Annotated in this window: 16 protein-coding genes and 1 pseudogene; 8 read left to right on the forward strand and 9 right to left on the reverse strand. The window is 68.2% G+C overall.

Annotated elements, in window-relative coordinates:
* Positions 1-51: 51 nt before the first annotated feature.
* From ACTWQN_RS01820 to ACTWQN_RS01840, 5 genes are all read right to left on the reverse strand, one after another.
* A complete protein-coding gene (locus ACTWQN_RS01820) occupies positions 52-411 on the reverse strand; it encodes a hypothetical protein (protein ID WP_443201516.1) in 360 nt (119 codons plus the stop codon).
* Entirely contained in the window at positions 387-1,220 is an 834-nt protein-coding gene (locus ACTWQN_RS01825) for a hypothetical protein (RefSeq protein ID WP_443201517.1), read from the reverse strand. The genes ACTWQN_RS01820 and ACTWQN_RS01825 overlap by 25 nt, the downstream gene beginning before the upstream one ends.
* A 529-nt stretch (positions 1,221-1,749) precedes the next feature.
* Positions 1,750-2,508, reverse strand: coding sequence for a helix-turn-helix domain-containing protein (locus tag ACTWQN_RS01830; RefSeq protein ID WP_443201518.1), 759 nt, complete (start codon positions 2,506-2,508; stop codon positions 1,750-1,752).
* 22 nt (positions 2,509-2,530) lie between these two features.
* Positions 2,531-4,315 carry a copper resistance CopC/CopD family protein gene (locus ACTWQN_RS01835; RefSeq protein WP_443201519.1) on the reverse strand — a complete coding sequence of 595 codons (1,785 nt, stop codon included), beginning with the start codon at positions 4,313-4,315 and terminating at the stop codon, positions 2,531-2,533.
* Between the two features lie 8 nt (positions 4,316-4,323).
* Positions 4,324-5,034 carry a YcnI family copper-binding membrane protein gene (locus ACTWQN_RS01840; RefSeq protein ID WP_443201520.1) on the reverse strand — a complete coding sequence of 237 codons (711 nt, stop codon included), beginning with the start codon at positions 5,032-5,034 and terminating at the stop codon, positions 4,324-4,326.
* 926 nt (positions 5,035-5,960) lie between these two features.
* Here ACTWQN_RS01840 and ACTWQN_RS01845 point away from each other — a divergent pair.
* The 3 genes from ACTWQN_RS01845 (at position 5,961) to ACTWQN_RS01855 (ending at position 10,621) form a co-directional block, all read left to right on the forward strand.
* The gene (locus ACTWQN_RS01845; RefSeq protein ID WP_443201521.1) at positions 5,961-6,932 is read left to right on the forward strand and encodes a PDR/VanB family oxidoreductase; all 972 of its coding nucleotides are present in this window, start codon (positions 5,961-5,963) and stop codon (positions 6,930-6,932) included.
* A 1,200-nt stretch (positions 6,933-8,132) separates the two neighbouring features.
* The gene (locus ACTWQN_RS01850; protein ID WP_443201522.1) at positions 8,133-8,972 is read left to right on the forward strand and encodes a helix-turn-helix domain-containing protein; all 840 of its coding nucleotides are present in this window, start codon (positions 8,133-8,135) and stop codon (positions 8,970-8,972) included.
* A 296-nt stretch (positions 8,973-9,268) separates the two neighbouring features.
* Complete coding sequence (locus ACTWQN_RS01855) at positions 9,269-10,621, forward strand: DUF2252 domain-containing protein (RefSeq protein WP_443201523.1); 1,353 nt, start codon at positions 9,269-9,271, stop codon at positions 10,619-10,621.
* Between the two features lie 48 nt (positions 10,622-10,669).
* On the opposite strand, the gene ACTWQN_RS01860 is transcribed toward ACTWQN_RS01855, so the two are convergent.
* Entirely contained in the window at positions 10,670-11,707 is a 1,038-nt protein-coding gene (locus ACTWQN_RS01860; RefSeq protein WP_443201524.1) for a LacI family DNA-binding transcriptional regulator, read from the reverse strand.
* 327 nt (positions 11,708-12,034) lie between these two features.
* On the opposite strand from ACTWQN_RS01860, the pseudogene ACTWQN_RS01865 reads away from it, so the two are divergent.
* From ACTWQN_RS01865 to ACTWQN_RS01885, 5 genes and pseudogenes are all read left to right on the forward strand, one after another.
* Positions 12,035-13,344 (forward strand): annotated as a pseudogene (locus tag ACTWQN_RS01865) (extracellular solute-binding protein).
* 13 nt (positions 13,345-13,357) lie between these two features.
* Positions 13,358-14,266, forward strand: a complete 909-nt coding sequence (locus tag ACTWQN_RS01870) for a carbohydrate ABC transporter permease (RefSeq protein WP_443201525.1) — start codon at positions 13,358-13,360, stop codon at positions 14,264-14,266.
* Positions 14,266-15,159 (forward strand): carbohydrate ABC transporter permease, encoded by an 894-nt coding sequence (locus ACTWQN_RS01875; RefSeq protein WP_443201526.1) that lies wholly within the window; start codon positions 14,266-14,268, stop codon positions 15,157-15,159. Before ACTWQN_RS01870 ends, ACTWQN_RS01875 begins: the two co-directional genes overlap by 1 nt.
* A 156-nt stretch (positions 15,160-15,315) precedes the next feature.
* Positions 15,316-16,701, forward strand: a complete 1,386-nt coding sequence (locus ACTWQN_RS01880) for a glycoside hydrolase family 5 protein (RefSeq protein ID WP_443201527.1) — start codon at positions 15,316-15,318, stop codon at positions 16,699-16,701.
* The gene (locus tag ACTWQN_RS01885; RefSeq protein ID WP_443201528.1) at positions 16,698-17,789 is read left to right on the forward strand and encodes a mandelate racemase/muconate lactonizing enzyme family protein; all 1,092 of its coding nucleotides are present in this window, start codon (positions 16,698-16,700) and stop codon (positions 17,787-17,789) included. Before ACTWQN_RS01880 ends, ACTWQN_RS01885 begins: the two co-directional genes overlap by 4 nt.
* A gap of 138 nt (positions 17,790-17,927) precedes the next feature.
* Here ACTWQN_RS01885 and ACTWQN_RS01890 read toward each other — a convergent pair whose 3' ends face one another.
* From ACTWQN_RS01890 to ACTWQN_RS01900, 3 genes are all read right to left on the reverse strand, one after another.
* Positions 17,928-19,511: an amidase gene (locus tag ACTWQN_RS01890; protein WP_443201529.1), complete on the reverse strand. Its 1,584-nt coding sequence runs from the start codon at positions 19,509-19,511 to the stop codon at positions 17,928-17,930.
* Complete coding sequence (locus ACTWQN_RS01895; RefSeq protein WP_443201530.1) at positions 19,508-19,789, reverse strand: hypothetical protein; 282 nt, start codon at positions 19,787-19,789, stop codon at positions 19,508-19,510. Before ACTWQN_RS01895 ends, ACTWQN_RS01890 begins: the two co-directional genes overlap by 4 nt.
* Positions 19,790-20,042: 253 nt before the next feature.
* Positions 20,043-21,203 (reverse strand): tryptophan dimethylallyltransferase family protein, encoded by a 1,161-nt coding sequence (locus tag ACTWQN_RS01900; RefSeq protein WP_443201531.1) that lies wholly within the window; start codon positions 21,201-21,203, stop codon positions 20,043-20,045.
* Positions 21,204-21,251: the final 48 nt, after the last annotated feature.

The following is a 21,251-nucleotide window of genomic DNA, read 5'->3' on the forward strand; positions in this document are numbered from 1 at the left end:
GATCATCGTTAAGGAACCAGATACCCAAGTAAACCGACCGTAAAACGCCGCTCACAACACAATTCGCTCGCCCCGTGAGAAACTGCGCAGATAACCGCTCGACATGCGTTTCAGCAAAATACTTCCCAGCCGTGCCGCGAACGAACGGCGCGGAATGTTGGCAATGGCGACCGGCACCGCGAAATGTCCGGTCAGGACACGAGAAGAGCGGCCTCGTTCGATTTGCGGCGCGGGCATTCCCAGCGGCGGTAGGTATTTGCGATCCAGGCGTTGACAGCTGGCTTGGCTGATTTCCGCCGATTTATCGACGGCGCGTGTTCGCCGGACCTGCGCGATTGAATCCCCACTTCGGAACGAGCGTCCCGCGAAGCGCCCCTTTTCCGCCGCTAACGCTCGGACCGCGACACCCAAGTGCGGACCAACTGCGCGCTCACCAGGGCGAGCAACAGCGCCGCCAGCAGCGCCACCAAGGGCGGGCGCTGCGCTTCCGTGGGCAACGGCTCCGCCCGTCCCGCCGACAGATCGGCCTGGGAGTTCAGCACGTCGGTTTCCCCACCACCCGCGCCGCGCGCACCCGGCTGGAGAACACCGACGACGGGATTGTCGGGCAGGAACCCGAACTGCCACGTGCCGGTGAGTGGAACGCCGAAGCGCACGACGTCGCCGCTCGACGAATCCGACGACGATCGCGGCGCATTCCAGTGCGCCTCATTGGACGGTGGCGGCGAGGTCGGAGGCCCCGGCGGTGGTGAGGCCGGGGGCTGCTCGCCACCGCCGGGAGCTCCCGGCTGGTCACCCCGGACGACCATGCCGCACGCCGTGCTCAGCGCCGAATGCGCGACGGGGATCAGCGGATCGAGAACCGGTGCCAGGGCTGGGATCTCCCGCAGCCGCGCGATGGCCGCGTCGGCGATCTGGGTCCCGGAGAACACCACCTCACCGCCTGCGACGGTGCCGATGGGGATCGGCGGTGCGGCGTTCCACGCCTGGCGGAACGGCTCCTGCAGGCCACCGAGCGGATCCAGCGGGCCGAGGGCTCCGGCGATCGGATCGGCCACCGCACGGGGATCCAGCAGGACCCCCTGACCGGCCACGCCGTCCAGGACCGCCGTGCAACTCGCGGCGATCATCGGGTCGGCGGCACCCGCGGCGCTGGCGGGCTCAGCGCTGAAGCAGGCGATGGTCACCGCGCCGACTGCGAGGTAGCGCCTGGTTCGCATGCGGTTCGCCTCCTGGTGCGAGCTGGGACGGATTCTCGACTTTCTCTCAGGTGTGCCGCGGCCCGATGTGGAACCCTCGGGCGAGGAGAAAACGGCTCCCTGGCATGGTGGCATGCCCGACCGCTTCTTCCCAGTGGCTCGAAAATCGTTGCCGCACTCGGGTTTCGTCCATGTTTCCAACCCCCGACGCGTGTTCTGAACTGGTCCTCAGCGATTTCCGGCACGAGTGGACAGGATTGGCTTCGATCATCGATCCGACGACCGCCGAGCAAATAGGTTACGGCCGCACCACGCCGCGACACCGACGGAGGGCGCACCCGGTGGAACATGTTTGCGTTTCCGGAAATCCCGACTCGGCGCACAACAACGAACCAGTCCGCGGAGATCCTCCAACACATTTAACAACAGCGTGACACGAATGAGGTTGGTCCACGCCGATCGAATTCGGCAAGCAGCCGTGGCGGTTCATTCACCGCCCAACACGATGTGCGAACCGCGAAAGGTGTGGAAACTGCGGCCGATCGCGAGTTCAGCGCGTCGCCACATGCACGACTACGCCCTGCTCGACGGTCCTCCAGTGCCCGAGCAGTTGCGATTGTTCAGTCGGCCACATCCGCACTACCACGGTCACCTCGCTCGCGAGTTGCACGCGCAGCCGTTTGCGGAAGTCGGCCAGCTGCTCGCCGTCGAAGGGGCGATCACTGAGCCGGAAGAACAGCACACCGCGATTCGTGACCGCCACCAGTGCGTGCAGTCGATCAGGCCCCACCAACGGGCGCGGGCACGTCCACGCCATCCAGAGCACTTCGCGGCCGACCAGGCCTCGTCGAGACTCGTCCTGCCCCGGCGCGAGTTGGTCGGATTTGGCGAGCAGTTCCCATCGGGACAGGTAGTGGTCGATCGTCGCCGGACTGAGCGTGATCGCGAACCGCGCGCGGATCAGATCGGCGACCGCCCGCCGGGTCCACAACAGGTGCGGCAGGCCCAACTCGTCCGGTGAACTGGCCGCGGCGGTCTCAACCACCCACTCCTGCTGCGCCGTGGAAAGCGCCAACCGCTCCCCGCGGCGGCGGCCCCGGCGCCGCGGGCGAAACGCCTGTTCGCCCTTCTCCTGGTAGGCGCGGACCCAGGTGCCAACGGTCTTCCTCGAAACGCCGAACGTGCGCGCGACGTGCGATTGCGAAACGCCGGACTCGACGGCGGCGACGACCTGGCGGCGAAGCCGCTCCAGCGCCTCAACCGGTAGGCTGCGCGCGCCTGCCTTGATCACGCTTGGGTGCTGGTCCATCCGGCATCCAGTCTCCCGGGGGTCAACGCGCGCCGACCGGAATCCGCACGACGGCCTGGTCGATTTCGGAAGTCCGCACCGTGACGGCGAGTTCCCACTGACCCGGCATCGTGATCGGCACGTCCGGCGAGATGGCGTGGGTGCCGCCGATGACCTGGAGATCGACGGGCAGCGGTCCGATGGAACGCGTCGGCAGTCGGAGTTCCGCACGCAGTTCGGGAACCTGCTTCGGTCTCCCGCTCGCGTCGAACACCGCGAGGTGCACCTCGTTCCGGCCCACCGCGCCGGGTGTCACCAGCACCGCCAGCTTGCCCAGGCCCTGTTCGCCACCACCGGCGTCGAACGGCAGCATGCCGCTGACCGGCCCGACGCGGGTCGGGATTTCCGCCGCCGCACGCATCCTGGCGAGTTCGGCGGCGGCGGGTTCCGCGCTCACCAAGGACACGGTCACCCCGAGCACCGCGGCGGCGAGTGCGAGCTCCACCGCGATCAACCGGCGGAACCTGCCGACTTCGCGAGCTTCGGGCCCGCTGCGGGCTCGCCGCTTTTCCTTGCGGCTCTGCGGTTTGTCGGCGACCGCGACGGCGTCGAACCCGTAGTGCCGACGTACCCAGTTGCGGGCCAACGCTCCCATGCCCACGAGCAAGACGACCACACCGAGCTTCAGCGCGAGCACCGCGCCGTAAGTCGTACCGAACAGGGCGGACGGCGTGCCGACCTCGCGCCATGCCTGATAGGTGCCCGTCACCACCAGGACGCCGACGCAGACCAGCGCGGTTCGGGAGAACCGGGGGATCGCCATTCGCATGCCCACCACGTCGTCCGAACGCAACAAGACGCCGAGCAGCACCGGCAGACCACCGAGCCAGACCGCCATCGCGAGCAGGTGCGTCGCGTCGACCGGCAATGCCAGCACGACCTGGACGCCGCTCGCGCTGTGGCTGGCCAGACTCCAGGTCACGACCAGCGCGACAGCACCGACGAGCACCAATCCGGTCCGCAGGCGCTGGTTTCGGGCGCCGTACTGGGCGAACGGCGCGCGCCGCCGCACGTGCACCAGTGCGGCGGCGACCAGCCCCAGCAGCCCCAGTCGCACGACGAGCACCACACCCATCCGACTGCCCAGGGTCGAACCGAGCAACGCCGGATCGGCGAGGTCACCGATGGATCCGCCTGCGGCGTACGGCCCGTACGCGACGAGGGCACCCGAGGTGCCCGTGAGCAGGATTCCCCAGGCATTCCAAAGCAATCGGCGCACCCCGGCCACCGCCTCGCCGCCCGGCCAGCACGCCGCGACGAAGAAGGCAGTACCCACCAGCAGCGCGAGTCCGACGTACGCGAGCCAGCGGGCGATGCCGTACAGCACCGATACCGCGCCGCTGGCACCACCGGTGTCCGGTCCCGCACCGGACGCGACGCCGCCCGTGACCTCGCCGACGCTGAACGCGAACGCGCCCGGCACCGGATGAGCATCGGCGGACACCACCCGGAAGGCGACCGTGTACGTCCCCGCAGCCAGTTCGGTCGGCAACCTCGCCGCCACGACATCGCGGCGTTCGGGCGGATGCGCCGGTCGGCCGATGCCCGCGACCTCGGCGCCACCTGGCCCGATGAGCCGGATCTCGGCCAGGCCGATGTCGACGGGTTCGTTGAACTGGAGGGCGACCTCGTGCGGCGCGGTGGCGAGCACCTCGAAGTTTCCCGGCGTGGTGCCCAACAGCACGGCGTGTGCCGAGGCGGTGCCGGGATTGGTGATCAGGAGGACCAGGAGCACGCCAAGAACGCCGAGCAGTCTTCGCAGTTCCACGGCAGTCCCTACACCCGCACCGTTTCCTCCTGCTCGGCTGTGGCCGCTCGCGCTCGCGCAGGCTTGCGCCTGGCAAGAGCTGCCCAGCCGAGCCCGGTCAGTCCGGCGAGGAGCCCGGCACCGCCGAGCAGACGGGCCGGTGTGTCCGAAGTGGACTCGGCGACGGCAGGAGGCTGTGGTTGCACCACCGACAAGGACGGCGCCGGGTATTCCGGCTCGGGCTGCCCCGCTGCCTCGGTGTCGATCCACCGGACAACCGCACCGTCGGAATATGTTTGCAGCGACTTGAAGACGAGCGGGCCCGCTTCGTGCGGCAACGAGCTGATGCTCACCGGAAATTCCTGGAACGTGTCCGGGGCGATCTGGCCGCCCTCCCAGACGATGGACGTCACCGCCTCGTCGAGGGTCCCGTGCTCGGTGCTTAACGGTGTGCTGAGCTGTTGCTTGTGGACGGTGACGGTCCAGCCGGGAACGGCCTGCGGCGTGGCGGAGGCCAACGGTCGATCCGCCGGGAAGTTCACTTCGATTCGCACCGTTGACGCGTCATCGCGTTCGTTCGGCACGCGGAAGGACACCGTGGACCGCTCACCGGCCACCACGGTATCCGGAGTGACCGAGACGTGCGCCGAGGCGGTGGGTGACAGCAGAAGCGCTGCCAAAACGCCGATTCCGACGGCGATGGCGAGCTTGCGGGAGCTGGGCAGAGCGGCGGAAGACATGGGAGCTCCTTCAGTGTCGTGCGAAAACCCCGGCCGGATGACAGCCGGATGCGAAGGGGATTCGACAGGAGGCGGGTGCGGTGTTCGTCGCCGTCACTCCGATGTCTTGGCGGGGAGCTCGGAAGAGGTCGCGGCCCAGCGGAGGGCTGGCGCCGGAAGCGCCCGGCCGGAAAACAGGTGCTGCAAATGCGGTGCGAGCATGCTGTTCCTTTCTGCGTTAAAGACCGAACAGCGACCGGTTCCCTCCGGTCGATCAAGGTGGCGGAACCTCGTTCGGCGGCCGCCCGCGACGGCGGAAGTCGCGGTCCCGCTATTACGGCCGGTATCCGTGTCGACCAGATGGCTGGCACATAACCGCCGCATCACGAGGTATTAATTCAACCTGCCTTCGCCGTTTTTTCGGCGGTGAATTCGACATATTATCCGGGGGCTTCCGCAATTGCGGGCACGCATATACCGGACACCGGAATGCACTTCCCGAACACCAGAAAAGAGCTGGTCAGAGCGCCACGACAGCCGCCCGAAGCGCCCCGGAAGTGTTACCTATTTGCCCGTCAGCCATTTCTCGGACACCTCCATGCGTGCCGGTACGAGCACTTGTCCGGTTGTTCCACGGCACGTCCGCGAACTGCGCGAACACCGCCACCACCCGATGTATCCCGCATGTTAACGCGTGTTCAAAAATCGGCCATGCGGCGCGGAACTCCGCTGGTCAGAAGCACAGCGTTGTGCCACGATTGCGCTGCCGAACAAAGCAACCGCTGCCACATCGGCACGCTCACCGACCGAGCGGACGGCGAGCAGCGGAAAGCCACTGAACGGCATTCAATCCCGAGAAACCAGGATGATCCTGGTTTCTCGGGGTGATTCTGGGCGCGCTGATCACGATCTGCGCACCGGCGTGAGTTCTCGCTGAGGAGGCGTTGATGACTGCGGGTGTCCTGTCCAGGACCGAGGTGGAGTTAGAGGTCCTGCTCGACCGGAAAGAAGTTGTCGCCGACGACGTGGTGCGGCTGACCCTGCGCCACCCGGCGGGAAAACAGCTGCCCGAATGGGAACCGGGTGCGCACCTGGATCTCGTGCTGCGCGAGGACCTGGTTCGCCAGTACTCGCTGTGCGGTGACCCGGCCGACCGTTCGGTGCTCCAGGTGGCGGTGCTGCGGGAATCCGCTGGCCGCGGCGGTTCCGGGCACGTGCACGACCGGCTGGCCGATGGCGACGTGGTGCGCATTCGCGGTCCCCGCAACCACTTCCGTCTCGTCGACGCCCAGCGGTACCTGTTCATCGCGGGCGGAATCGGGATCACCCCCATCGTGCCGATGGTCGCGCAAGTCCAGGCGCGGGGCGCGGACTGGCGGCTGGTGTACGGCGGTCGGTCGCGCACCTCGATGGCGTTCCGCACCGAGCTGACCGAGCACTACGGCGACCGGGTGAGCGTGTGGCCGCAGGACGAGGCCGGACTGCTGGACCTGGACGGACTGCTCGGGCGACCGCAGGAAGCCACCGCGGTCTACTGCTGCGGTCCGGAGCCACTGCTGGCCGCGGTCGAGGAGCGCTGTGCGCGGTGGCCGCTGGGCACCCTGCACGTGGAACGGTTCTCCCCGAAGACGAGCGCCGACACGCAGCAGAGCATCTCGTTCGACGTCGAGCTCGCACGCTCGGGGATCACCGTGAAGGTGCCGAAGGACAGGTCGATCCTCGAAGTCGTCGAGCAGGCTGGCGTTCCGGCGTTGTCGTCCTGCCGGGGTGGCATCTGCGGTACCTGCGAAACGCCGGTGCTCGACGGCATTCCCGACCACCGTGACTCGCTGCTCACGGACGAGGAACGAGCCGCGAACGACACGATGATGATCTGCGTGTCGCGATCGTGCAGCGACCGGTTGGTGCTGGACCTGTAGGAGGAGACCGGGCTTCCACCATCCACAGCGGACACTTTTGGGAGTTCTGGTCACCCCGGTCGAACCGCAGCGTTTGGTGTCCCACCGGAGTGCGCACTTTCGGCGCGACGTTCTCACAGGTTCCTCATGGCGCTTTTCATAGGTTCCCCACAGATATTCGGCCGCTCCCCGGCTACAGTGAGGGCGGCCCTGTAATGCGGACGGGGTCACCAATGGGGTCCAGCGGGCGGGCGGAACGCCCGCTGGACCCCGCGACACCTGCGCTCGGCAGGTGAGCGATTCTCCGGTGCAACAGCCGTGGCGACCGAATTCTCGGGTCTCGCGCAGTTCCCCGCGGACCGGTGCGGCAGGATTTTGGATCTTCCGATGGAGCGACATGGTGGCACGAGCACGGCACATCTGCCAACGCCACCGACCAGCAATCGGCGCCGCACGGCAATATTCGTTCACAGCGGAGAAACACAGCGCCAGGACAACCATTTTCGCAGCTCGCGGGCTCACGGAGGTTAACCGCGCGCCGAATTCGCGACGACGTTCCGACGGCCCCATCCGATATCGAAATAATGATCGGTGACGCAAATAGGTGACACGTGGCGAGCAGTGGGCACCGCACCTACCTCGGGCCGCTGAACAGTGCCTTCACCGTTCCTGATCAGGTCGGATCGATCGCCGCCGCCGACACCTCTATCCGTTCCGGAAAGTGCTGGAGCACCGCGCGAGAATGGGCCCGTCACCGCCAGCAGAAACACGGGGTGAATCTCTTGTGATGCACAGTTAACCAACGGGTCGCGCGGCCGAAACGGGTGGCATCCGTAATGTCCGTGCCGCGATGTTTCCGCCATCGCGGCGGATGGTTCGCCCTCGACAAAAGAAGAAGGGAACGCGATGCGCGCACCGCATTTGCAGCGCACGTTCAACTCCGCAAGATTCAGGCCACGCCGATCCCAGTTCGCGCACGCCTCTGCGACCGCCGCCGTGCACACCAGTCAGCCGGTGTCCACAGTGCTCAGTTCGAGGAAGAACGCGCCCGCTGATTCCAGCGGCCGCCGAACCGGTGGTCCGGTCGTTCGAACAGACGCCATGCGGGCGGTGTCCCCGACGCACCAGCCACGGCTGTGGTCTGCGCACCACAAGTGATCACCCATTCACTCACGGATGCCCGGCGTTGACCGGACATCCGGCAGACTTCGGGGCTTGAGCATGATGACCACACGTGACGCTCGCAATCTTTCCCCGGAAGCGCTGGAAGAGTTGCGCAGGCGGGCCGTGGCCGCAGTCGAATCGGGATCCTCCCGAACGGAGGTGGCGCGCCTGCTCGGGGTGTCCCGCAAGACGGTCGGGGCGTGGATGCGGGCCTACCGGCGAATGGGCGAGGAGTCCTTCCGCCCGAAGGTCCGCGGTCGGCGACCGGGTGAGCAGCTCGCGCTGTCCCCGGCGCAACAGGCGTGGACCGTCAAGGCGATCGTCGCAGGCACCCCCGACGAGCACGGCCTGCCCCACCTGCTGTGGACCCGGCAGGCCGTGGCCGAATTGGTGAACCGCGAGTACCGAATCCTGCTCAGCCCGGCCACCGTTGGCCAGTACTTGGCGCGCTGGGGCTTGATCGACGAGCCCTATCTGAGGGAAATGATGCGCGCTCGGGTGACGGCAGTGGTACCGCGCCAGCGGGATGTGGCGGCCGAGGACGAGGCGTGGATACCGGAGGCCGAGGTGCTCTGGGTGGCCTGGACGCTGCCGCGCGCCGTGCCCGAGCAAACCGGAGCCACTCGGAAGAAGAACCTCCTGACCGGGTTCCGGAACTACTTCGGCGACGTCAACGTGCTGCAGGCGATCTCCAATCGCGGCGCGGTGTTCTTCCAGGCCCGGGTCGGACCGTTCGACTCGGCGCACAGCGAGGGATTCCTGGTCCGGTTGATGGATCAGTTCGGACGCCCGCTCAACGTGATCATCTGCCGGTGGCCCGCGCAGCACCACGGGATCCTGCGGGCTTGGCCGCGGCGGCATTCGCGCCGGATCTCGCTGCGCTTCACCCTCAACTAGTCCCCCGTCAGAGGTTCTCGCCTCGTTCCAACGAAATCGGCCGTGTCAGAGCTCGTGGGTGGTTGTTCCGGTTTCCCGGGGTAACCACCCACCTTCGCCGCCACGGGCGGGCGCCCACCCGCGGCGTTCCCGCGCAGGTTGGCAGTTGCTTTTCCACCAGCGAACTGTTTGGCGCACAAGGGATTTTGGACATGAAATCAGACAACTGGTGCCAAACCCGTTGAAATCAGGTCATGTTCGGTTGATCCGCTCGCGAGCTAGGCTTGGCGTCGCAATGGGTGCACGGAAGGTTTGCTATGCCTGAGCTTGCGCGTCTTCTCGGCGCCGATGATCCCGTGGTGCGTCGAGGCTGGATCAGCGAGACCCTGGTCAGCACCTTTGCCGAGTTGATGGACCGGGATCCGGCCGCATTCCGGACGAAATTCCGAAAAATGGCCGCCGACCCGTTCGCCTTCTACCGGGGCAGCGCCTGCCTGTTCTACGCCGACGTGGTGCGCCTACCGGATCCGTGGGCGGACGAGCGGACGAGTCGCGTGTGGATCCAGGGCGACTTGCACGCGCAGAACTTCGGCACCTACATGGACGGATCCGGTGTTCTCGTCTTCGACGTCAACGATTTCGACGAGGCGTACCTCGGGCATTTCACCTGGGATCTGCAGCGCTTCGCGGCGAGTCTGGCGCTGCTTGGGTGGAGCAAGGCCCTGCCCGACGCCGACATCGTCGACTTCGTGGCGCGCGCTGCCGCGTCCTACCTGGACCAGGTGCGGATCTTCGCGCGATCCGACGGCGACTCGCGGTACTCGCTGCGGCTGGCGACCACCGAGGGAACGATCCACGAGTTGTTGCAGCAGACCCGGTTGAGCAGCCGGGCCGCGATGCTGGACCGGATGACCGAAGCCGAGGGGTACGACCGCCGGTTCCGGGGCGGCGCCGGGGTTCGGCGGCTCGACGCAGCCGAACGGGAGAAGGTCGAGGCGGCGTTCCATCGGTACCTGGACACGATTCCGGTCGAGAACCGGATGCGCGATGTCGCCTACACGGTCAAGGACGTGGTCGGCAGCAGCGGGTTCGGCATCGGCAGCGCGGGCCTACCCGCGTACAACATCCTCATCGAGGGGCCGACCGAGGCGCTGGAGAACGACACCGTGCTGTCGATGAAGCAGGGCAACGTGGCCGCCCCGTCACGGGTGGTGACCGACGAGCACATCCGCGACCACTTCCGCCACCACGGCCATCGCACGGCGGTTTCGCAGCGGGCGTTGCAGGCGCACGCGGACCCGCTGCTGGGCTACACCGAGATCGACGGCGTCGGCTACGTCGTCGACGAACTGTCCCCGTACGAAGCGGATCTGGACTGGCAGGACCTGACCGAACCCGAGGAGATCCTCCCGGTGCTGGACTTCCTGGGCAGGGCGATGGCGAAGGTGCACTGCGTCTCGGACGCCCAGTCGGACAGCAAACTGGTGCAGTTCCAGACCGAGGAAGCGATCGCGTCGGTGGTCAGCGGGCGGGAGGAGGAGTTCGCCGCCTGGCTGGCCGACTTCGCCCTGCGCTACGCCGATGTGGTGCGCGACGACTACCGGTTGTTCGTCGACGCGTTCCGCAACGGGGAGATCGGCGGCGTCAAATCCACCGCTGGCGTCGCCTGAGCATCCCTGCTCGGCTAGCATACCGCTCCGCCGGGTTTTGCCGTGCGGTCAGCGGGTTTCCAGCCGCCCGTCCGGAGTGACCTGGTCGGCGCGGGTTGACGGAGCGGCGCACGAGTCGCGCACCAGGAGCCTGGTGGGCAGCCGGACGTGCGGCTCGGCGAGCTCGCGCCCGGCGAGCACCTCGACCAGCATCTCGATGGCCCGCTGCCCCATCAGCTGGATCGGCTGGTCGACGGTGGTCAGCGCGGGTTGCGTCATCCGGCTTTCCGGCACGTTGTCGAAGCCGACGATCGACAGGTCGGCGGGCACCCGCATGCCCAGCGTCACCGCGACGTCCATGGTGGCGATCGCCGACAGGTCGTTCGCGGCGAAGATCGCCGTCGGCGGCTGCGGCAGTTCCAGCAGCCGCCGGGCGGCGTCCCGGGTCGTCTCCTCGTCATACCCGGCGACGCCGATCAGGTCCGGGTCGGGGGTGATGCCCGCGGCTTCCAGCGCGCTGCGGTACCCCTCCTCGCGCCGCCGGGCGGACTCCAGGTCGCGCGGCGGACGCCCGAGGAAGCCGATCCGCCGGTGGCCGAGGCTCAGCAGGTGCTCGGTGGCCAACTGGGCGCCGCGGAAGTTGTCCGAGTCCACCGTCGGCACACCCGCCCCGCCGACGCGCGGGTCGACGGCCACCACGGGTGCGCTGGATTCCGGCGTGAGCACGGTCGGCGTCACCATCACCGCCCCGTCGATCAGCGTGCCGGACAGCCGGGACAGGTAGCGGCGCTCCCAACCCACCTGGTCGGTGCCTTCCCGGCCAGCCGAGTAGACGACGAGTTCGTAGCCGGTGCCCTTGATCGCTCGGGCCGCGCCCTTGAGCAGTTCGGCGCTGAACGGCTCGATGTCCCAGACCAGGATTCCGATCACGTTCGTGCGGTGGTTGCGCAGGCTGCGCGCCACCAGGCTCGACTCGTAGCCGAGCTCGTCGATCACGGCGCGCACCCGTTCGACGGTGCTGGCCGCCACCCCGTGGCGGTCGTTGAGCACCTTGGAAACGGTCGCCACCGACACGCCCGCCTTCGCGGCGACATCGCGGATGGTCACACGGCTATTCCTCACACCGGAATCCTACGCGATGTAGAACGTTATCGATAACGTTGTCGATAACGATTGACAGTGCGTCCGGGAACCCTGCACGATGTTCGCGAATCGAGGCGAGCCGAGTCCTGTTCGCGGACACCCGGCCAACGGAAGCGCCTCGCGCACCGGCGGTGGTCCGCGCGGCGCGCCACGTTTCCCTCGGCCGGTCCACATAGGACTCCGCTTCGCCAGCGAGAGGCAAGGCACCGATGCCAGTCCCCTGGGCTCCGGGGCCGCGCTACGACTACGCCCCGGGCACGCCGCTGTGACCGGGGCAGGGAGGCGGACAGCATGAAGGCATCGCGCAGGACCGTACTCGCGGCCGGTTTCGCCGTGCTCCTGACGGGCGCGGCCGCCTGCGGCACAGCCGGGCCGCAGGCGGGCAACAGCGCCAGCGGAGCCGCTTCCGCGTGGATCATCAGCGGCGTAACCGAGCAGGCCTTCCGCAATTCCTTCAACGCCTGGAACAACGCCCAGCCGAACCGGCAGTTCGGCATCCAGGCCTTCGCCAACGACCCGTACAAGCAGAAGATCCGCACCGCGGTCGGCGCGGGCGACGCGCCCACCCTGATCTACGGCTGGGGCGGCGGCGTACTGAAGTCCTATGTGGACGCCGGTTCGGTCGAAGACCTCACCGACCTCGCCGCCGATCCCGCGCTCAAGGACCGCTTCCTGCCCTCGATCGCCGCGACCGGGCAGGTGGGCGGCCGGACCTACGCGCTGCCGAACAACGGCGTGAAGCCGGTGATGGTGTACTACAACAAGGACCTGTTCGCCCGCATCGGCGCCCAGCCCCCGAAGACCTGGGGCGAGGTGATGGCCCTGGTGCCGAGGTCCAGGCCGCGGGGATCGCCCCGTTCACCGTCGGCGGCCAGGCCAAGTGGCCGCTGCTGCCCTGGCTCGCGTACCTGGTGGACCGCATCGGCGGACCCGAAGTGCTCGACGACGTGGTGGCCAACAAGCCCGGCGCCTGGTCCGATCCGGCGGTGCTGGAGGCGACCCGCAAGATCCAGCAGCTGGTCAACGCCAACGGTTTCGTCAAGGGCTTCTCCTCGATCTCCGCCGACAGCGGGGCCGACGTCGCCCTGGTCTACACCGGCAAGGCCGCCATGAGCCTGGGCCTGCCCGCGACCTACCAGACGATCCAGACCGCCGATCCCGACTTCATCACCGCGGGCAAGCTCGGGTACTTCCCGTTCCCGGCCGTCGAAGGCGGCGCGGGCGACCCGGCGAACGTGGTGGGCAACCCGACCAACTTCTGGTCGATCTCCGCCAGCGCCACCGAGCAGGAGAAGCAGGTGGCCCGCGACTACATCAAGAGCAACCTGCTGGGCGAGCAGTACGCCGCCGATCTGCTCGCCGTCGGCAACGTGCCCCCGGTGGCCGGGATCGAGGACGAGATCGCCGCGTCCAGCGATCCGGCGTACTTCCGGACCGTCTACGAACTGGCCGCCAAGGCCCCCCACTTCCAGCTTTCACTGGACCAGGCGCTCAGCCCCGCGCAGGGCGACGCGCTGCTGACGAACCTCCAGCAGATCTTCCTCGGGCAGATCACCCCCGAGGAGTTCGCGGCCAACATGAACGCCACGATCAAGAGCTGAAGGCGGATTCGACGTGTCAGTCCTCAACCCCGGCGGGCCCGCGATCCGCCGCACGAACTCCAGCGCGAACGGCCTGCTGGCGTTGCCAGCGCTGGCGTTCTTCGTCGTGTTCGCCCTCGTTCCGCTCGCCGGGGCGGTGGTGCTGAGCTTCGTGCGCTGGGACGGGCTCGGCGCGATCAGCTGGGAGGGCCTGGGCAACTGGACCAGCGTGCTCAGCGACCCGGTGACCAGTGGCGCGCTGCTGCTCACGTTGAAGATCATGGTGGCGTCATGGCTGGTGCAGACCCCGATCAGCCTGCTGCTCGGGGTTTTCACAGCCGGAACGCAGCGCTACCGAGCGGTGCTCGCGGTGCTCTACTTCCTGCCGCTGCTGCTGTCCTCGGCGGCGGTGGCGATCGCCTTCAAAGCCGTCCTCGACCCGAACTTCGGACTGGGCGCCACGCCGGGTCTGAGCGTGCTGGCGCAGGACTGGCTGGGCGATCCGGATCTGGTGCTGTACGTGGTCGTCTTCGTCATCGCCTGGCAGTTCGTGCCGTTCCACACCCTGCTGTACCAGGCCGCGGTGCGGCAGATCCCGGACTCGCTCTACGAGGCGGCGACCATCGACGGTGCCGGTCGGCTGAAGCAGTTCCGCTACATCACGCTGCCGCAGCTGCGGTACACCATCGTCACGTCCTCCACGCTCATGGTCACCGGTTCGCTGACCTACTTCGACGTGGTCTTCGTGCTCACCGGCGGCGGGCCCGGCAACGCCACCCGGCTGCTGCCGCTGGACATGTACCTCACCGGGTTCACCGCAAACGACATGGGAGCCGCCAGCGTGCTGGCCGTCATCCTGGTCGTGATCGGGCTCGGTCTGGCGTTCGTGCTGACCAGGTTCTCCGGCTTCGCCCGGATGAGCAGCGAACAGGAAGGGCTCTGATGGCCGTCCCGACCACCGCCGTCGCACCGGGGCGTTCGTCCGCGCGCCCGGGCGCCGCGCGGCGCAGGCGCGGCGTGCGCCAACCCCCGAACGTGCTGGCCGGTCTCGGCGGATTCTGCTGGCTGGCCGTCATCATCGTGCCGATCTACTACGTGGTGATCTCCAGCCTGCGCTCCGAAAGCGGCTTCTTCGCCACCAATCCGCTGGCCCCGCCGACCAGCATCTCGCTGGACAACTACGCGCTGGTGCTGCGCAGCGGCTTCGGCCAGTACTTCCTCAACAGCGTCATCGTCACCGCGGCATCGGTGGTCGTCACCGTCGCGCTGTCGCTGATGGCGGCCTACGCCGTGGTGCGCGGGCAGGGCCGGTTCGTCCGCACCGCGTTCTCGGTCTTCCTGCTGGGCCTGGCGATCCCGGTGCACGCCACGATCATCCCGCTGTACTACATGATCACGCGTGCGCACCTGTACGACAGCCTGCTCGCCCTGGTCCTGCCGTCGATCGGTTTCGCGGTGCCGATCACCGTGCTGATCCTGGCGAACTTCATCCGCGACATCCCGAAGGAACTGTTCGAGTCGATGCGCCTGGACGGCGCCACCGACCGGCACGTGCTGTGGAGCCTGGTGCTGCCGCTGGCCCGGCCCGCCCTGGTGACCGTCGGCATCTACGACGCGCTGCACGTGTGGAACGGCTTCCTCTTCCCGCTGATCCTCACGCAGAGCCCGGACAAGCGGGTGCTGCCGATGGCGCTGTGGACGTTCCAGGGCGAGTTCACCGTGAACGTCCCGGCCGTGCTGGCGGCCGTGGTGCTGTCCACCCTCCCGATGCTGGCTGCCTACGTCCTCGGCCGCCGATACCTGGTACGAGGCCTAACAGCCGGTTTCAGCAAATGAGGTCTCCATGAACTCATTTTGCTTCGCGGTGCGGGCGGCGGTGCGAGTGCCGTAGGTGGGATAAGCGGCTGCGCCGCTTCAAAAACAAGACCAAAGACCGGCTCTGACAAGCCCGCCGCGCCGCGCGGGACTTTCCCGAGGAGTGATCGAAAGACCATGCACGACAAGTCAGCGATGGTCCGCGTCGAGGGCGACCACCTCGCCACCGCCGCCGGTGGCCCGGTGCGGCTGCGCGGGGTGGGGCTGGGCGGGTGGATGAACATGGAGAACTTCATCACCGGCTATCCGGCGACCGAGGAGTTGCAGCGCAAGGCCCTTCGGCGGGTCCTCGGCGAGAGCGTCTACGAGGCGTTCTTCGACCGCTTCCTCGACGTGTTCTTCACCGACGACGATGCGCGCTTCCTCGCGGAAATCGGCATGAACTGCGTCCGGCTGCCGTTCCACTACCGGCATTTCGAGGACGACGACCGGCCGATGGAACTCAAGGAGGATGGTTTCCGGCTGCTGGACCGGGCGATCGAGACCTGCGCCCGCAACGGCCTGTACACGGTGCTCGACCTGCACGCCGCACCCGGCTTCCACAACCAGCGCTGGCACAGCGACAACCCCACCCACCGGTCGTTCTTCTGGACCCACCGGCACTTCCAGGACCGCGTGGTGCACCTGTGGGAGGCGCTGGCCGACCGGTACAAGGACAACCCGTGGGTCGCCGGGTACAACCCGCTCAACGAGCCCGCCGATTCCGATGGCGCGGCGATCGGCCCGTTCTACCAGCGCCTGCACACCGCCATCCGCGCGGTCGACCCGGACCACGTCATCTTCCTCGACGGCAACCGGCACGCCACCGACTTCGACCTGTTCCGCGAGCCGTGGCCGGGCACCGTCTACACGGTGCACGACTACGCGCTGGCGGGCTTCGCCGACAGCGGTGACTACCCGGGGATCTCCCGCGGGCAGTACGTCGACCGGGACTACCTCAAGTCCCGGTTCCTCCAGCGATCCGAGTACATGCGCCGCACCGGCACCCCGATCTGGGTCGGCGAGTTCGGGCCGATGTACGGCGGTGTCCCCGACCGCGACGACGCCCGCTACCGGGTGCTCGCCGACCAGCTCGAACTCTACGACGAGCACGGTGCGGGCTGGAGCCTGTGGACCTACAAGGACATCGGCCTGCAGGGCATCGCGCACCTCACCCCGGATTCCCCCTACCTGCGGCGGATCGCGCCCGTACTGGACAAGAAGGCACGACTGGGCGTCGACGTCTGGGGCGGGGTCGACACCGGCGTGCGGCACATCCTCGACCCGATCGAGAGCACCTTCGCCAAAGAGTTCCCGGACTTCGACCCGCTGCCGTTCGGGCCGCAGCAGTGGATCCACGTGCTGGTGCGGCACATCATGCTCGCGGAGCCGATGGTCGACGACTTCGCCCGCTGCTTCGAAGGCATCGACGAGGAGCAGGCCCGCGCGCTGGCCGACTGCTTCCGATTCGACCGCTGCGCGCAGCGCTCCCGCCTGGTGGACCTGCTCAAGGAGTACGTGTGAAGATCGACAGCATCGAGACCCTGGTGCGCGGCCAACTGGCCATCGTCCGGATCCGCACCGAAGACGGCGCCGAAGGCATCGGGCAGACCGCCCCGTACGAGGCGGCGACCAGCGCGCACGTGCTGCATTCCATGGTGGCGCCGCACTTCCTGGGCAAGGATCCCTGGGATGTGGAGGCGCTGGTCGACGAGTGCCTTCGGGTGCACTACAAGTTCCCCAGCAGCTTCCTGCACCGGGCGCTGGCCGGGGTGGACACCGCGCTGTGGGACATCCTCGGCAAGGTGACCGGCCAGCCGGTGTCCAAGCTGCTCGGCGGGCACGCGCGGACCTCGGTGCCGATGTACGCCTCCAGCATGCGGCGCGACATCACGCCCGAGGCCGAGGCCGAACGCCTGCAACAGACCATCGCGGCAGAGGGCTTCCGCGCGGTGAAGATCCGCGTGGGCGATGCGATGGGCCGCGACGTGGACGCGGCCCCCGGTCGAACCGAGCGGATCATCGCGCACACCCGCGAAGTCCTCGGCGACGGCGTGGACCTGTCGGCCGACGCCAACGGCGGCTTCTCGGTGGGTCGCGCGATCCGGGTGGGCCGGATGCTGGAGGACCACGGCTACTTCCACTTCGAGGAACCGTGCCCGTTCCCGGAGATCGAGCTCACCGCAGAGGTGGCGGCGGCGCTGGACATCCCGGTCTCTGGCGGCGAGCAGGACATCTCGCTGCCGCAGTTCCACCGGATGATCAGCGGGCGCGCGGTCGACATCGTGCAGCCCGACATCGGCTACCTCGGCGGCGTGTCGCGGGCGCGCAAGGTCGCCGTGTTGGCCGAGGCCGCTGGCATTCCGTGCACCCCGCACTGCGCGAACGACTCGCTGCTCCAGGTGTTCACGCTGCACCTCGCCGCGGCGATGCCAGCGTGCACGCAGTACCAGGAGTGGAGCATCGAGCGCACCCCGTGGACGCAGGAGGTCTACGAACCGGTGCTGCGCGTCGTCGACGGCGCCGTACCGGCCCCCACCGCACCGGGCTGGGGTGTCGAACTCCACCCGACGTTCGTCCGCGAGGCGCAGCGCACCACGTCGAAGCGGTGAGAGCTCCCCGCCACCAGCGCGGAAAACCGGACGCGCTGGTGGCGGGTGACCGGCCGGAATGCGAGTGCCCCGGCACGCCCGCACCGGGAATCCGGGCGGTGCGCCGGGGAACTCGCGCTCGGTCGGCGGATTTTCGCGTCACTGCATGGTTTTCACCACGTCCAGCGCGCCGAGTCGGCGCGGCGCGGGCGCCAGCTTGGTGGTGACCGCGGCGGGGTCGCTCGGCCGACGGTGGTGCCAGTCGGTGACCGCCTGGTAGGCGGCCCCGACCGACAGCAACCGGTCCTCGGCGAACGGCATGCCGCCCAGGACGGTCCCGATCGGCAGGCCGTCGGAGGTGAATCCGATCGGCACCGCGAGCTCCGGCAGGCCGAGGATGTCGAACGGCACCGGCCCGGTCTGCACCACGACGTCGCACCGCGCGAACAGATCGGTCAGCACCCGGTCGAGCAGCAGGAGCTTGGCGCGCTGGCCGATCAGGAACTCATCGGCGCCCAGCAGAGCGCCCTGCAACCAGCCCAGCACCGACACCCCGAACTTGCGCAGGTCGTCGGCCAACTGCGGCAGGAACTGCTCACTGCGCTCGGGCAACCGGACGTTGTTGAAGACGTCGCCAGTCAGCAGCTCCCACTCATCCGGCAGCGGGACCTCGACCACGGTCGCGCCGGGGATGTTCCCGAGGGCGTCGAGGAACGCCGCGCGGGCTCGCGCGGTTTCCGTGTCCCCCGGGGCGTAGCCGGGAATCACGCCGATCCGGGTCGGCCAGCGCAGCTGGACCTGGCCGCGCTTGGTGACCGGCGTCGCCGCGCTGATCAGGTCGGGAACCGCCGGTAGGCCCTGGGTTCGGGGGTCGTCCGGGTCGGCTCCGGCCATGGCGGACAGCATGATCGCCGCGTCGAGGGCGTCCCGGGCCAGCGGGCCGGGGTGGTCGCGGGTGTAGCTCAGCGGGACGATCCCGTGCAGCGACACGCGGCCCATGGTCGGCTTGAGGCCGGTGAGGTTCTGCGCGTTCGACGGCGCGGTGATCGAACCACCGGTCTGGGTTCCGGTGCCGGAGGTCGCCAGGCGTCCGGCGACGGCGGTCGCGGTCCCCGTCGACGAGCCACCCGGGTCGACCTCGGGTCGGGCCGGTGCCCAAGCGTTGACCGTGGTGACCTGACCGTCCGGGGTGGTCGCCCGCGTGGTGGCCAGCGGACCCATCTGCGTCTTGCCGAGCACGATCGCGCCAGCCGCCTTCAGCCGCGCCACTGGGGTCGCGTCGTAGGGCGGGATGAAATCCGCGAACAGGTACGAGTTCGCCGTGGTGCGCGTTCCGGCGGTGAAGTAGTTGTCCTTGATGGCCAGCGGAATGCCGTGCAGCGGGCCGCGCGGTCGCTGCCGCCCGGCCGCCCGGGCCTCGGCCAGCGCCTGCGTCTCGCGGACGACGTTGAACGCCCGGTAGGTGCCATCGTGGGCGTGGATCCGGTCGAGGTATGCCGCGACCAGATCTTCGGGGCGTAATCGCCCTCGCCTGATCAGCGTGGCCGCCTCGGCGATGGTCAGCTCCGTGGGATCGGCCAGCGCTGCCGCGCGCGGCTCCACGTCGGGGGGTGCGGTGGGGGTGTCGGTGCTGGGCGCCGCCTCGGCGATGGCGGGCAACGCCACGGCTCCGGCGACGCCGAGCGCGGCGGTGCGGGCGAGAAAACCACGCCGGTCCACCCGCTGGTCGAGAGGTTCGTTCACGAGCGGGTCCAGGCGGTCGCGATGGACGGGTAGAGCTGTGGTGGCGCCACCTGCTGCGCCAGCGCGGCATCCGCGCCGAATCGGTAGGCGGCCAGCGGCAGAACGGTGGTGCGCATGAAGGAGCGCAGGCTTTCCAGCGCGGCGTCCCGGCCGGGTGCGCCGGTCTCGGGGTCCGCTTCGGTGCCCGGCGGCAGTTGGGTGAGATCGATGCCGAGCAGCGCCAAGCGCGCTTGGATGAGGGTGTCGAGTTCGTCGTCGGTTGGCGTCGCGGGCGCCATGCGGAACCTCCTCCATTCGGGGATTGCCAGCCTTGGCCGCCAAGATTTCGATCATGAATACGAAACGTTGCGACAGAGTAAAGTCCGTGCACGCGCAACAATCTCGGCAGTCGGAGGACATCGCGCGGCCCGGGAACTGGGGGCGATGTCCGGTCTGGGTGTTGGGCCCAGTTTCGGCCCGGGGTGCCCGTGCGCGAGAATCCCCGTTTTGATGCAACGGCCGCTCACGAGCTGCGGAGTGCACAGTGGAGTGTCAGTGGTCTTCCGGGTCGGTCGTGGTTTGGCAGGTTGGGGCTTGGTAGGTGCTGAACCGCAGGTACACGCCCAGATCGGCGTGCCGGTGCGACGCGATCGTGCGGTAGCTGAGCAGTTCCTGCAGTCCGGACACGGTTTCCAGTGCGGCGGGCGCGATCGAGTGGATCAGTTTCTGGTAGGGAATCGGATCGATGCCTTCGGAGCGCATCAGCGCGGCGATCCGGTCGTGGGCCTCGGCGTCGGATCGGGCGTTGTCCGGCAGGCGCAGGTAGAGGTTGGCCTCCTCGGGACCGGAGCTGCCCGAGCGGAACGCGAGGCAGGTCAGCGGTTCGTTGTCGATGGTGGTGTCGTGACCTCCACCGTAGATGGCCCGCCATGCGGATTTCGCCCGCTCGGTGTCGTGGCGGTGCGCGAGCGCGGCGATGAGGTCCATTTCGGACTGCCGCATCGGGTGGTGGCGGAAGTAGACCTTGACCCGCGCCCGCGCCCGCTCGTCCAGGTCCAGGCCGACGAATTCCATTTCGTGGCCGCGCTGGGACAGTTCGGGAAGGCGTTGGAGGACCGGATTCCAGGCGGCGACCATGTTGAGCCGACGCATCGCCTCGGTCACGACTTCGATGGCGCGATCCGGGCCGTGTGCCTGCGGGTTGAGGTAGACCTTGTAGGTCGGTGGGTGCGGCGGTTGCCAGGCCAGCGAATGCCACACGGTAGGCCGGTTCGGCAGCGGGCAGTCGGCCAGGAAGAGATCCGCGACGGCGTGAAACCGGTCCAGCGAAACACCACGGGTCTCGGCGAGGCGGTGGGTGAGCGCCAGTCCCGCTTCCTGGCGGCTGCGCGGAGTCGGCTCGGTTCCGAGCGATTCGAACAGCACGCGCAGCTCCGCGTCGCCGCCCTTCCAGCTCACCGACATCTCGGCGGGAAAGCCGTCCGCGGAGACGAACGAAGGGGGTGCGCAAGCCGAACCGATCGGCTGATCGCCCCACGGGGACAGCACGGCATCGAGTTCGGAGACTGATCTGTCGACTGCAGAGCTGGCGAATCCCAGTTGATGGGACATCTCTCTCCAGTGGCCGGTGAGGAATTCGGCGAAGGACAGCTCGGATACGCTGTAGATTCCCCATCTTTTTGTTACCAGGGGCACATCGTGATGACTGGACACTTCCCCGACCTCCATAGTGGGACTTACGCTGGATCAAGTCGGCGCAGA

The sequence above is a fragment of the Saccharopolyspora antiqui genome (assembly GCF_052246905.1).
In the GTDB taxonomy this organism is placed as follows: Bacteria; Actinomycetota; Actinomycetes; order Mycobacteriales; family Pseudonocardiaceae; genus Saccharopolyspora.

Coding starts and splice junctions, on each gene's coding strand:
- ACTWQN_RS01825 (WP_443201517.1), bottom strand. CDS start 1,220: ATGCGAACCAGGCGCTACCTCGCAGTCGGCGCGGTGACCATCGCCTGC.
- ACTWQN_RS01830 (WP_443201518.1), bottom strand. CDS start 2,508: ATGGACCAGCACCCAAGCGTGATCAAGGCAGGCGCGCGCAGCCTACCG.
- ACTWQN_RS01840 (WP_443201520.1), bottom strand. CDS start 5,034: ATGTCTTCCGCCGCTCTGCCCAGCTCCCGCAAGCTCGCCATCGCCGTC.
- ACTWQN_RS01845 (WP_443201521.1), top strand. CDS start 5,961: ATGACTGCGGGTGTCCTGTCCAGGACCGAGGTGGAGTTAGAGGTCCTG.
- ACTWQN_RS01850 (WP_443201522.1), top strand. CDS start 8,133: ATGATGACCACACGTGACGCTCGCAATCTTTCCCCGGAAGCGCTGGAA.
- ACTWQN_RS01855 (WP_443201523.1), top strand. CDS start 9,269: ATGCCTGAGCTTGCGCGTCTTCTCGGCGCCGATGATCCCGTGGTGCGT.
- ACTWQN_RS01875 (WP_443201526.1), top strand. CDS start 14,266: ATGGCCGTCCCGACCACCGCCGTCGCACCGGGGCGTTCGTCCGCGCGC.
- ACTWQN_RS01880 (WP_443201527.1), top strand. CDS start 15,316: ATGCACGACAAGTCAGCGATGGTCCGCGTCGAGGGCGACCACCTCGCC.
- ACTWQN_RS01895 (WP_443201530.1), bottom strand. CDS start 19,789: ATGGCGCCCGCGACGCCAACCGACGACGAACTCGACACCCTCATCCAA.